14 protein-coding genes are annotated in these 13,330 nt (G+C 38.6%); all 14 read right to left on the reverse strand.

Annotated features, from left to right (window positions below):
- Positions 1 to 76: 76 nt before the first annotated feature.
- The gene (locus AEA09_RS11800) at positions 77 to 1,606 is read right to left on the reverse strand and encodes a class I adenylate-forming enzyme family protein (protein ID WP_053584028.1); all 1,530 of its coding nucleotides are present in this window, start codon (positions 1,604 to 1,606) and stop codon (positions 77 to 79) included.
- A 185-nt stretch (positions 1,607 to 1,791) separates the two neighbouring features.
- Positions 1,792 to 2,208: a nucleoside-diphosphate kinase gene (gene ndk / locus AEA09_RS11805; RefSeq protein WP_053584029.1), complete on the reverse strand. Its 417-nt coding sequence runs from the start codon at positions 2,206 to 2,208 to the stop codon at positions 1,792 to 1,794.
- Between the two features lie 87 nt (positions 2,209 to 2,295).
- Positions 2,296 to 3,270, reverse strand: coding sequence for a heptaprenyl diphosphate synthase component II (hepT, locus tag AEA09_RS11810; RefSeq protein ID WP_053584030.1), 975 nt, complete (start codon positions 3,268 to 3,270; stop codon positions 2,296 to 2,298).
- Between the two features lie 19 nt (positions 3,271 to 3,289).
- Positions 3,290 to 3,994: a demethylmenaquinone methyltransferase gene (locus AEA09_RS11815; protein ID WP_053584031.1), complete on the reverse strand. Its 705-nt coding sequence runs from the start codon at positions 3,992 to 3,994 to the stop codon at positions 3,290 to 3,292.
- Positions 3,995 to 4,009: 15 nt separating this feature from the next.
- Positions 4,010 to 4,777, reverse strand: a complete 768-nt coding sequence (locus AEA09_RS11820) for a heptaprenyl diphosphate synthase component 1 (protein WP_053584032.1) — start codon at positions 4,775 to 4,777, stop codon at positions 4,010 to 4,012.
- 121 nt (positions 4,778 to 4,898) lie between these two features.
- Positions 4,899 to 5,117, reverse strand: coding sequence for a trp RNA-binding attenuation protein MtrB (mtrB, locus tag AEA09_RS11825; protein ID WP_053584033.1), 219 nt, complete (start codon positions 5,115 to 5,117; stop codon positions 4,899 to 4,901).
- 62 nt (positions 5,118 to 5,179) lie between these two features.
- Entirely contained in the window at positions 5,180 to 5,749 is a 570-nt protein-coding gene (gene folE / locus AEA09_RS11830) for a GTP cyclohydrolase I FolE (RefSeq protein WP_053584034.1), read from the reverse strand.
- Between the two features lie 223 nt (positions 5,750 to 5,972).
- Positions 5,973 to 6,245: an HU family DNA-binding protein gene (locus AEA09_RS11835; RefSeq protein ID WP_053584035.1), complete on the reverse strand. Its 273-nt coding sequence runs from the start codon at positions 6,243 to 6,245 to the stop codon at positions 5,973 to 5,975.
- A gap of 198 nt (positions 6,246 to 6,443) precedes the next feature.
- Positions 6,444 to 7,922 carry a stage IV sporulation protein A gene (gene spoIVA / locus AEA09_RS11840; RefSeq protein ID WP_053584036.1) on the reverse strand — a complete coding sequence of 493 codons (1,479 nt, stop codon included), beginning with the start codon at positions 7,920 to 7,922 and terminating at the stop codon, positions 6,444 to 6,446.
- 91 nt (positions 7,923 to 8,013) lie between these two features.
- Positions 8,014 to 8,817, reverse strand: coding sequence for a hypothetical protein (locus AEA09_RS11845; protein WP_053584037.1), 804 nt, complete (start codon positions 8,815 to 8,817; stop codon positions 8,014 to 8,016).
- 21 nt (positions 8,818 to 8,838) lie between these two features.
- On the reverse strand, positions 8,839 to 9,051 hold the full coding sequence (locus AEA09_RS11850) for a DUF2768 domain-containing protein (protein ID WP_082332643.1): 213 nt from the start codon (positions 9,049 to 9,051) through the stop codon (positions 8,839 to 8,841).
- Positions 9,052 to 9,271: 220 nt separating this feature from the next.
- A complete protein-coding gene (locus AEA09_RS11855) occupies positions 9,272 to 10,288 on the reverse strand; it encodes an NAD(P)H-dependent glycerol-3-phosphate dehydrogenase (RefSeq protein WP_053584038.1) in 1,017 nt (338 codons plus the stop codon).
- A gap of 135 nt (positions 10,289 to 10,423) precedes the next feature.
- The gene (gene der / locus AEA09_RS11860) at positions 10,424 to 11,734 is read right to left on the reverse strand and encodes a ribosome biogenesis GTPase Der (protein WP_053584039.1); all 1,311 of its coding nucleotides are present in this window, start codon (positions 11,732 to 11,734) and stop codon (positions 10,424 to 10,426) included.
- A 387-nt stretch (positions 11,735 to 12,121) separates the two neighbouring features.
- Positions 12,122 to 13,264, reverse strand: a complete 1,143-nt coding sequence (gene rpsA, locus AEA09_RS11865) for a 30S ribosomal protein S1 (RefSeq protein WP_053584040.1) — start codon at positions 13,262 to 13,264, stop codon at positions 12,122 to 12,124.
- Positions 13,265 to 13,330: the final 66 nt, after the last annotated feature.

The raw sequence follows: 13,330 nt of genomic DNA on the forward strand, positions 1-13,330 counted from the left end.
AACTTCTCCCTTACTGTCTCATTTAACATAGCTTTTTTGCATACTGAGTACAATATGCGTTATCCTCATAAACTATTCATCTATTAATCACTTTCGTACCAAAACTTTCACGCAAATTATATTTCAATATTTTACCCGATGCATTTCTTGGTAATTGATCTACATAAAAAAATTGACGTGGAATTTTATAGCCTGCCAAGTGTTTTCTGCAATAGTCCTTCAACTCTTGCTCATCAATTACTTCGTCCGGCTTTAATACGATAACAGCTGCAACACTTTCTCCCCAATGTTCATCTGGCACACCAATCACCGTTACTTCTTGTATTTTTGAATGCCCGTCCAACACCTGCTCTACTTCAACTGAGTAAACATTTTCACCACCTGAAATTATCATGTCCTTTTTACGATCAACAATTGTAATAAATCCTTCCTCATCAATTGTTGCTAAATCACCTGTTAATAACCAACCGTCTACAATAGTTTTACGTGATTCCTCAGGCTTTTTATAATATTCTTTCATCATAGTAGCACCACGGAGAATGAATTCACCCACTACTCCAGGTGACACATCTTCCATTTGCTCATTAACAACACGTGCATTCGTAAATGGCATAGGTTTCCCACCAGCACCAAGGTTTGTTTTATGCTGTTCTGGTGAAAGGTAAATCCCACCCGGACCACCCTCTGTAAGACCACAGTAATTGTAAAACTGATCAGTTCCGAAATACGCCATCGACTTTTCTATTAGTGCTGGTGACATCGGCGCAGCACCATATGCACAAAAGCGAATAGAGGATAAGTTAAATGACTTAGGTGGCACTTGTAAAAACGCATTATACATAGCTGCAACTCCAAAGAAAGTTGTCACTTTATGCCTTTCAATCGCCTTCAATGCCTCGACTGGATGGAAATCACGATGCACAACTAGCGTGCCCCCACTAAACATCGTTGTTAAAAACACTAAATTCAATGCAGCTGAATGGAAAATTGGCGCAACTAAAAGATAACAATCCTCTTCATTTAATCTCGCAATATGATTGTAGGCTACATTCACATTTAAAACGGTATGATGATCAAATAAAGCTCCTTTTGGTTTTCCAGTTGTCCCTGAAGTATACAAAATTTCCGCATCATCCATTGGCGAAAGTTCAACACCAGTTTCAGCAATAGTGTCTGTTCGCAACGCATGGAATGATAAAAATCCTTCAGTTCTAGCTGTCGGCGTAATCGCCACTGGTATTGATACGGGCAGTTGAACAATCACTTCTTTACAAACATCTTCTAGCTCTGCATCAGCAAGCATAAGTACGCTATCTGATTGATTTAAAATATAACTCAGTTCATTTGCTGTTAATCGGAAATTAATCGGTACAAGAACCCCCCCGACTTTCCAAATTGCGTAAGCTGCGATAATAAAATCATCCGAGTTTTTCATAAAAACTGCAATTTTGTCACCCTTTTTAATTCCATGGTCCAATAACCCATGGGCATAGCGATTGACTTCTTCATTTAAAGATTGATATGTGTACTCTTTTTCCTGATAAACTAAACAAACCTTTTTTGGCGTTCGATGTGCATGTATCATTAACGGTACTGTTAAATCCATGAAATCCCACCTTTAAGAAATTAGTTAGTTACGAAATTAATTGTACTATAAATTAAATTTTCTAACAATTCTAAAAATAGAAATGTTTTCTAAGAACATTCTATATTTTGAAATAAAAAAACAACTATCGCTATAAAAAACGATAGTTGTTTATTTTTTATCTATACTATTAAAGTAGATTTAGATTAAACTAAATCTTCACCGAAGAATAGACCGATTTCACGTTCAGCAGAAGCTAAAGAATCAGAACCGTGGATGATGTTGTGAGAAACTGTTGTAGCGTAGTCTCCACGGATTGTACCTGGGTTAGATTCTTCAGGTTTAGTTGCGCCCATCATCGTACGAGCAAGTTTAATTACGTTTTCGCCTTCCCATACCATAGCGAATACTGGACCAGAAGTGATGAAATCAACTAATTCACCGAAGAATGGACGTTCAGCATGCTCAGCATAGTGGTTTTGTGCTAATTCAGTTGGAATTACCATTAATTTAGCGCCTTTCAATACAAAACCGCGACGTTCAAAACGGTCTACGATATCTCCGATTACTTGACGTTCTACGCCATCTGGTTTCACCATTAAAAAAGTTTTTTCGATTGCCATGTTTAAAAACACTCCTTAAATTCGTCTAACAGGTTTTTCACCTACCGATAAATATTAACAAACAATGAGCCATTGTACAACAAAAAGCTAAAATTTACGTTTTCCCATTACTAAAGCAAGGTCTCTCAGCTTTTTCTTTACAGGATGCTTTGGTAACGCATCGATCTCTTTCAATGCTTTTTTCAAATACTGATCGCTCATTTTATTTGCTTGCTTTATAGCCTCTGATTTACGCACGTACTTCAACATTTCTTGACGTTCAGGCTCAGTTAATGTGCCTGCAAACACCTTTGTTAAATACGGTTGCATATGCGGGTCATCCTTTAATAGCAATATGGGTAAAGTAATATTCCCTTGCAACAAATCACTACCCGCAGGCTTCCCAAGCTCTTTATCGGTTGCCATAATATCTAAAATATCGTCTATAATTTGGAAGCTCATGCCCACAAAATAGCCGAAACGTTTTAAATGGTTGACTGTTTTTTTATCTACACCTGCTGCAACTGCACCCAGTTCACAACTAGACGAAATCAATAAAGCAGTTTTTCGTTTAATACGTCTGAAGTAATCTTTTAAGCCTTGATTAAGTCTGTATTTATCTTCAATTTGAATGACTTCACCGTTACAAATTTCCACCATTGTTCGTGCTAAAATTTGATGAACATGTGGGTCTTCAAGCTTTGTAATATATTCAAGTGCACGCGCAAAGATAAAGTCACCCGTGTACATCGCTACTCGGTTATTCCATTGTGATTTTACGGTTGGACGGCCTCTTCGCATATCCGAATCGTCTATCACATCATCATGCACAAGGGATGCCATATGAATAAGCTCTAACGGAACAGCGACATCCTTTATTTTATCAATTTGGTAGTCACCAAATTTCGCGCCAAGTAACACGAAAATTGGACGTATCCGTTTTCCACCAGCTTGTAATAAATGGAGAGAAGCATCATTAATCAAATGTGATGACGAGTTCACCGCTGTTTCTAGTTCTTTTTCGATGATCTCTATATCTGATTTCAAATCAGAATAGAGTAGTTTTAACTTCATCTTTTCCACGCGTGAATACCTTCCCCCGTTAACGTACTTTTTTAAAGCCCATATGCATTGCTGCAGCACCACCGCTGTAAGCTTTATACGTTACTTTTTCTAAACCTGCTTGTCCAAACATTGTCGCTAATTTTTTCATGCCTGGGAAATCATTTGCAGATTGTTGTAACCAAGAATACTCTTTAAAGCTTTTCGCAAAGATTCTTCCAAATATCGGCATAATATATTTGAAGTAAAATCGGAATAATTGTCGATAGCCCGGGATTTCAGATTGTGATGTTTCTAAACAAACAACCATCCCACCTGGTTTTACAACTCGTTGCATTTCCTTTAACACTTGTAAATAATCTGGTACATTACGGAGTCCAAAGCCAATAGTGACATAATCAAAGGTATTATCAGGAAACGGTAATTCCATTGCATTGCCATGTAAAAGCTCGATTTGTGGATATGGCTTTACCTTTTCCTCGCCAACTTTTAACATGTTTCTACTGAAATCAAGGCCCTTAACTTCCCCTGTTTCCCCAACTGCCTCTGCTAATGCAATTGTCCAATCTGCCGTACCACAACAAACATCCAAAGCTTTAGAGCCAGGTTTCACAGCCATACGCTTCATCGTATCATTGCGCCAACCGACATGCATTTGGAAGCTGATAACACCATTCATCTTGTCATAGCTTTCCGAAATATGTTCAAATACTTCGTGTACGTGTTCTTCTTTCGATTTAGCCATTTTGTCAAACCTCTCTTATCCGTTAGTAGAAACTACATTTGCCTCTACACGTGCCTCCAAAGCCCACTTTATATCATCCTGCAAAAATGAAGCTTGTTTAATGTCTTGCAGAATTTCTGCTTTTAATTGCACTATTTTGTTTTGCATAACACGTTCATACGTCGTGCCTTCATGTATAGCACTCTTTTCAATACACGTATTAAACAATGACGTTTGTCCGCACTGATGAGCTGCCAACTCTCGTTCCAAACGGAAGTATAATAAACCTTTTTCTACCAACGCTACATATTGTTCAAATGCATAAAGTTCGAAAAACTGCGCTATTAAACCTGCTTCAATATTTTCTACTGCAGCAAACCATTGTTCGACCGTACGTTCTTCTTGTTCATACACTTTTATTTGATGTTCACAGCGTGCCACAATGCCCTGTGACAAACTTCTAATCAGTGCGACATTTCCTGACGCAGCTAGAATCTCATAGTAACGGCCACTGTAAAAGTCACCCGCTAACACTGTTAACTGTTGTTCTTTCGAAGTGGCATCTAATTCTTTTATATGATCATGTGCCGCAAGTGCTGCGTACACTATACCTACTGTAATTGCAGCTTCTTTTTGCTCATGTTCCCACTCTTCCCCATTAAAAAAAGGAACTAACAAGTAAAACAATTGATTTTCATCGAGCACAGGATCTCCTGTGTACTTTTGCAAAGTTTTATGTCGAACATCCATGAAAATATCTGTTTTAAGTTGTAGAATTGAATTTTGAATGTATGTTGCATCCATAGACCTTTCTCCATTTCACTTTCAAATACGTCTATCATTCGCATGACCCAACGCTCGCTTACTGTGTAATTATAGCATAAGCAACGATTTGGAATAAAAAAGTTTTCTCTTTTTATCAGTTTTACTTTTTCGCTTCGCTATGGATAACACCATGACCTGTATGGATTTGCGCCTTACCTCGAATCTTCATTGCAGATGTATGCTCTGTAAATTGTGCAATCATTACTTCGCCAGCATCTAATTTTTCTGAGTGATGGAATTTCGTATCTGTACCGCGTGTTAAGCCAATCACATGCACGCCATCTTCCTCAGCTTGAATAACAATATAATCTTGCGCCATAGTTTTACGCTCCTTAAATCAACCAAATTCTTCGTTTATTGTAACATAATTAGACACGCAAATTAAGACATTTGAATAAATGACAACACTTCGCGACGTTTCACTTCATCTTCTGCGTATACGCCACGTGCAACAGATGTAACCGTTTTGGCGCCAGGTTTTTTAAGTCCGCGCATCGTCATACACATATGCTCTGCCTCAATCACTACATAAACACCTTTAGGTGAAAGCATTTCCATGATTGTATCAGCCACAGAAGAAGTAATACGCTCTTGTAATTGTGGTCGGCGTGCAATTGTTTCAACAGCACGTCCTAATTTACTTAGTCCTGCAACAACTCCACCTTCTGGTATGTATGCCACATGAGCTTTCCCGTAAAATGGTACAAGATGATGCTCACACATAGAATAAAACGGAATATCTTTCACAAGCACTAATTCTTCGTGATCCTCATGGAATACCGTTTTAAAATAATCCTTTGCATCCTCATGTAAACCACTGAACATTTCAGCGTACATTTTTGCCACTCGCTTTGGTGTATCCAGTAAGCCTTCGCGGTTTATATCCTCACCAACTGCTTCTAATATCATTTTTACTGCGTCTTCTATTTTCTTTATATCAACATTCGACATCCTAAAAAACCCTCCTGCGTATCAAAGCATTACACATTTTCTCTTTGCATCGTAGCATATCCACTATGCAAGCGCAAAACAGCTAACCTTATCAATACAAAACTCAACATATCTCACGTAATTTCTAGTTCATTTTTTATGTATATACGCACCATACCATCAAAAAGAGCAGTCTCCATGTTAGTTTACATGAAGACTGCTCTATGTAACTACTAGACGCTTATTATTTTACAGCGTCTTTAAGCGCTTTACCTGGTTTAAAAGCAGGTACTTTGCTCGCAGCAATTTCGATTTCCATACCAGTTTGTGGGTTGCGGCCTTTACGAGCAGCACGTTCACGAACTTCAAAGTTACCAAAACCGATTAATTGTACTTTGTCACCCTTCGCAAGAGCATCTTGAATTGTATCAAATACAGCTTCAACTGCTTTAGAAGCGTCTTTTTTAGAAAGACCTGCAGCTTCAGCAACAGAGTTTACTAATTCTGTTTTATTCACACCATTCACCTCCTCTCAAAGGGTCATGAATCAATCTGTAAAAAGAGTAACATATAGAAAACCGCTACGCAACTGTATTCATTCAAGATTTTACCCAAAAAATCTATTTTCCCCCTAAAAACAGAAATAACAGGACTTTTCACATAGAAATGTGGAGTCCTGCACTGTTTTTTCATAAATTAAATTAGATTAATTTCTTTACAAAATAAAGGTTACTAAACCTCTTTCACCCTCATTTACCATTCTTTCTATAGTTTGGCGCATCCGTTTTTTTGCAGTTTTAGGGACAGCATCCATTTTATAACGAATCCCTTGCTTTAGCACTTCATGTAACGGCGTACCAAAAAGTTGAGTTTGCCATAATGCCTCACGATCGTGTAAATACGCATGATTTAAATCTTTTAATAATTGCTGGCTATGGAATTCAGAACCAATGAGCGGTGCAAATTCCGATTCCATATCAATACGGATAATATGATAAGACGGTGCACTTGCCTTCATACGCACCCCATAAAAATTATTTTGCTTAATAAGCTCCGGCGCTGTCGGCTCAAACTCCTGCATCATCGGCAGCGTCACACCATAGCCATCTTCTCTAGCATCGTTAATGGCCTCTCTAAAGCGTTTTTGCGCCTCTTTTGCCTCTGCAGCCTCTTTTATGAATAAAAGCCAGTCTCGCTTCGTTTCAATCGGCTCCTCTAGCCATTCATTACACACTGCCTTATAAAGGTCGCCTTGAAGGGCCACACGAATAACCGCTGTACCAATTCCAGCATCCACATTCACGACTTCACTAGATGCTATGAAATCAATTTCCTTAAATGCATCTGATGCTTGTTGTACATCACGAATTTTCATGACTGAAGAAAGTACCTCTTCCATCGAATCAACCAGCGCTACATTTAACGGATGAGAGGCTTCAAGCACATCTAACCAATCCGGCTTCTCTACTTCAATTGTTCGGATTGGAAATTCAAACAATGCTTCTTGTAAAATATACTGAATATCCGGTACACGCATTTGATCAACCGAAATGGGAATTACTGGGACATTATAACGCTCAATCAACTCGTTGCGTAGCTGTACCGTTTCTTCTCTCGCTGGCATTTGGCAATTTAAAACAATGACAAACGGTTTTCCTATTTCCTTTAATTGTGCCACAATTTCTTCTTCAGCTCTTTCTGCCGCTCTTCGCTGAATTCCATTCACTGTACCGTCCGTTGTTATTACAATGCCGATATTGGCATGATCACGGATGACTTTATCAGTGCCAATTTTCGCCGCTTCTTGGAAAGGAATTGGCTCTGTGTGCCACGGTGTATGCACCAATTTCGGACCATTCTCATCCTCATAGCCTTTCGTACCTTCAATGACATAGCCGACGCAATCTGCTAGTCGAATTTGGAACGACATCTCGTCTTCCCCAACTGCAATTCGAGTTGCTTGGGCAGGCACAAACTTCGGCTCAGCTGTCATAATAACTGGACCTGGTGAGCTTTGTGGCAGCTCGTCCTGTGCACGCATTCTTTCCGTATCATCCACAATATTCGGTATCACAACAGACTCCATTACTTTTTTTACGAATGTTGATTTCCCTACTCGTACTGGACCGACTACACCAATATAAACATCGCCATTTGTGCGCTCTGCAATCTCTCTAAATACTGCTTCACTCAAGGTTTTTGCCTCCTTTATCTACGCTTTTTCACTATATGCGAATCGAATTGCAGATATGAAAAAGCTCCTCACAAATGTGAGGAGCTTTCTATTATTTTGTTTCAGTTTCAGCATCTTGTGCTGCTTCTTGTGCTGCTTTTTTAGCTTTTTCCTTTTTCTTCTCTACTTCTGCCATATATACATCCATCATATATGTTGGTTCGCCGTTTTCATCCACTGTATAAGGGACTGAGTATGCCGGTACTACTGGATATTTATCGACAAGCAAGTGACGAATATCTTCACCTGGTTTTACATCAGGCTGATCTTCTATTAACAGTTGATTTAAATCAATCGAATAGTCTACGTGAAGTTCGCCATCACCCGTCATAATTATTGGTAATTCTATGCCTGAATAGGGACTTTTCATAGTTAAATCTGATTTATAGCCTAGTTTTTCAAAGTTAATTTTGTAGACATTATCAGAAATTGCACCTGTCGTTGGTAAATACTTCATACCCATTTTACGAATATTAATCTCGCGCATACGTTCAGCTGCATTTAAATCCACTAGTTTTACTTCAGCAGTATTTTCAGGATCCCAAATAATATACTGGTAAATACCACCCTTTTCATAAGCGTTCCCCGGAATTTTAGCAATATATTGCGGTACTAGCTTTTCAAAGTCAATCAAATATTTAATATAAATATCTGTATCCATATCGGTCGTTTTAATAGGCACAAGTCCACCCGTTGCCTCGCGGTATTCATTTACAGCACGTTGCATAGCTGCCAGTTGATCAATATCTGGTATTTGTTTAGCCATTTTTTCATCTTCTGGGTATGCACTTCCCACACATCCAGCCATTAATACCGTTACGACAGCCATCAAAAGTAAAGCGCTTAATTTTTTCATATTACTTACTCCCCTTCATGTTTAAGCCGGCCATGTGGCAACAACGAGCACCATTAAAAATGTACCAAGTCCAAACAATATGTATGCAATTAAATTCACTATGGTACGAAGAAAACCATTAGCAATTTTATGTCGGCTTAAAAAAATGAGCCCGACAGAAATAATCATAAAACCTATACAATAAAAAGAAACCCACATAATATCCAGTGCATGCATATGCGATAAAGGACCCATAATGGACAACCACCTTTCTCTATAATTCACATACAAAATTTTTTCAAACACAATTTTACAGATATGACATTCGCTAGAGCTTTATGCAATCAACGTATATTATACTATGTACGACATAAAAAAGAACAGAAGTACCCTTTTTAGAGTCTTCTGTTTGTGTCCATTTTACGACGAAATAATCAAATTTGTTGGTATAAATTTCCCCAGAAGCTAAACAATATTATGGCATCATCTCATCAATTTCACGTTTTTTTCCGCGCATCATTAATGCATCAACAGCCTCTTTTGGAGCTACATCATTAAATAAAACACCATATAACGCTGTTGATATTGGCATCGCCACATCGAACTTCTCAGCTAGTTGATAAGCAGCCTTCGTTGTACGAACACCTTCGACCACCATGCCCATTTGTTCAAGCACTTCCTGTTGCTTCATGCCTTTTCCAAGCATATTACCAGCACGCCAGTTACGAGAATGCACACTTGTACATGTCACGATCAAATCACCCATGCCAGTTAGGCCTGAAAACGTAAATGGATTACCACCCATTTTCACGCCAAGACGCGTAATTTCAGCGAGACCACGCGTTATAAGCGCCGCCTTAGCATTATCACCGTAATTTAAGCCATCTGTAATTCCCGCAGCAAGAGCTATAACATTTTTTAATGCTCCACCGATTTCAACACCAACAACATCCTCATTGGTATACACTCGGAAATATTGATTCATAAATAAATCTTGAACTTTTTCAGCAGCCACAATATTCCCGCAAGCAGCTGTAATCGTTGTTGGATGATGTTGCACAACCTCTTCTGCATGGCTTGGTCCTGATAATACAACAATTTCTTCCACAAACTCAGCCGGTAAGCTCTCCGCTAAAATCTCTGAAATACGTTTTAATGAATCTGGCTCAATTCCTTTTGATACATGAACAAACAGCACTTTCTTATCAAGTATGGACGTCATTTTCTCACATACTTCACGGATTGCCTTTGTCGGTACAGCCACAATAATCGTGTCCGAATGTGCAACGGCCTTTGCAATATCACTTGTAGCACGTAAATTTGATGGTAGCACTGTTTCGGGCAAATATTTTGTATTTGTATGATGTTGATTGATTTCATCTGCCTGCTCGGCACGATGTGTCCATACAAGGGTATCATGGCCATTTTCAGCAAGTACCATCGCTAAAGCAGTGCCCCATGAGCCTGCCCCTAACACACAAACTCGTTCCATCAAAAATCCCCCTTTGTGGATTAACTTCGCTTTTAAAACGAGTAACTTATTTTAGATTTTTTCGAAATTTTGCTTAAAAGTACGTCACCCCTTTGGTATCGGGTTGACGTACTTTTTTTATAACTATTCTATTTATTAATCACGAGCACGAGTAATTAAACGAATTGGCGTACCTTCAAAGTCAAATATGTCACGAATACGATTTTCTAAGAAACGTTCGTAAGAGAAGTGCATAAGCTCTTTTTCATTGACAAATACAACAAATGTTGGCGGCTTGATTGCCACTTGAGTTGCATAGTATAGGCGCAAACGACGACCCTTATCTGTCGGAGCCGGGTTACGCGCTACTGCATCTTCAATCACTTCGTTTAATATAGATGATTGAATACGCATTGCGTGGTTTTCACTTACACGTTGGATAATCGGTAAAATTTGATGTACACGTTGTTTTGTATTCGCAGATACGAAAATAATTGGCGCATAATCTAAGAATAAGAAATGCTCACGAATTTGAGTTGTAAAGGCATTCATTGTTTTATCGTCTTTTTCAATAGTATCCCACTTATTGACAACGATAACAATAGCTTTACCCGCTTCATGTGCATAACCTGCAATTTTTTTATCTTGTTCTTGAATACCTTCTTCCGCATTCAAAACAACTAGTACAACGTCTGAGCGTTCAATAGCACGTAAGGCACGTAACACCGAGTATTTCTCAGTCGTTTCGTACACTTTCCCTTTTTTACGCATACCCGCTGTATCGATAATCACATATTCTTGATCATCGTATACATAAGGTGTATCAATGGCATCACGTGTTGTTCCAGCAATATCACTTACAATAACACGATCTTGCCCTATAAAGGCGTTTACTAATGAAGATTTCCCAACATTTGGTCGGCCAATTAGTGAGAATTTAATGACCTCATCACCATATTGTACTTCATCTACTTGTGGGAAATGTTTCGCGCATTCGTCCAATAAATCCCCTAAACCTAAGCCGTGAGAACCCGAAATCGGCCAAGGCTCACCAAAGCCAAGTGCGTAGAAATCATAAATCATTTCGCGCATATCTGGATTATCGACTTTATTTACCGCTAATACGACCGGCTTTTTTGTTTTGTATAAAATTTTTGCAACTTGCTCATCTGCAGATGTAACACCTTCACGACCATTTGTCATGAAAATAATTACATCAGCTTCTTCAATAGCGATCTCAGCTTGTTGACGAATCTGTTCTAAAAACGGCTCGTCTCCAATCTCAATACCGCCTGTATCAATAATATTAAAGTCATGTGTTAGCCACTCTGCCGAACTATAAATACGGTCACGTGTTACGCCTGGAATATCTTCCACGATCGATACACGTTCACCTACGATACGATTAAAAATCGTCGACTTACCTACGTTCGGACGACCTACGATGGCTACTACTGGTTTCGTCATCTGTACTTCATCCTTCCAACTTCTCGTCTTTCGCTATTATACACGAAAAATGACATTATATCATAAGAAATAGCACCCGTGCCTCCTGAATTAACAGTTTGCACAAATATTAGACATGAATTTCCGCCAAAAACGAGGCTAAACTTGATCAATTAGGTCCATCATGAAAAGTTTGGGGTGACATTTGGTTAAAAAGAATTTTAGTAAGTTCATTGATTGAAGTGGAGGCTGAGCGACTCCCTGAAAGCGCCCAGTTGGAACGGAAATCACCCCCACTTCATGGTGATGAGTCATCGATTATCCATTGACCCTATTTCTATTTGTCCTAGTCTTATACCGTCAAAAAAGGCGAGGATACATTATGCATCCTCGCCTTTCTATATTTCATTATTTATTAAAGTTTTTCAATTGATCGCCAATCACGTCGCTAAATGAAAAGCCAGTTGTTTCTACAGGAAGTTCATAATCAATGATTTCCTCAGCATTAGGATTTTCAAGTAACTCTTTAATACTAAGTGCTAAGCGGCCCTCATCAACATTTACTTCAAGCACCTTCACTTGTACCTCTTGGCCTTCTTTCAGCACCTCATGTGGCGTATTAATGTGCTTATGCGCTATTTGCGAAATATGCACTAAGCCTTCCACACCAGGGAATACTTCCACAAATGCGCCAAATGACGTTAAACGCTTCACTCTACCGTCAAGAACAGTACCTTTTTTTGCGCGCTCTTCGATATTCGACCACGGCCCAGGAAGTGTATCTTTAATGGATAGTGAGATACGCTCATTTGAAGGATCAACAGAAAGAACTTTTACCTTTACGTCTTGTCCTACTGATAAAACCTCGCTTACATCACTAACATGCTCATGTGAAACTTGGGAAATATGCACAAGGCCATCAATGCCACCAAGATCAATAAACGCACCAAATACTGCGATACGCTGTACTTTCCCATCTAATACATCACCAGCATGAATCTGGTTAATCACATTCTTCTTGTGAGAAGCTTTTTCCTCTTCAACAACTGCACGATGAGATAAGATTAAGCGATTTTTTTCTTTATCTAGCTCGACAATTTTAAATTTTAATGTTTGACCTTTATAGTCTTCAAAATCATCTACAAAATAATCTTCTACTAAGGATGCTGGAACAAAGCCACGTACTCCTAAATCGACTACGAGACCACCTTTTACAATATCCTTTACTTCTGCTTCAAATACTTCTTCCGCAGCAAATTGTTGTTCAAGTGCATCCCATGCTTTTAAGGCATCTACTTTACGTTTTGATAATACATAGTTTTCTTCTTCAACTTTTGTAATCATCAACTCTAATTCATCCCCAACGGAGATTGCATCAGACGCTTTTTCAATGTGTAGGCTCGATAATTCACTAATTGGTACAATTCCATCAAATGGTGCACCCGGAATTGAAACAGTTACTGCTTTTTCATCCACTTTCTCAGCAATACCTTTTACGATATCACCTTCTTGAAACGTTTTGTTTTCCGTATAGTTCATTTCTTCAGTCATATGTAACCCTCCTTCGCATCTTCAATTACTATTTTATTCGATATTGATGACAAAAACAAAAATTAA

This window comes from Lysinibacillus contaminans, from assembly GCF_001278945.1.
In the GTDB taxonomy this organism is placed as follows: domain Bacteria; phylum Bacillota; class Bacilli; order Bacillales_A; family Planococcaceae; genus Lysinibacillus; species Lysinibacillus contaminans.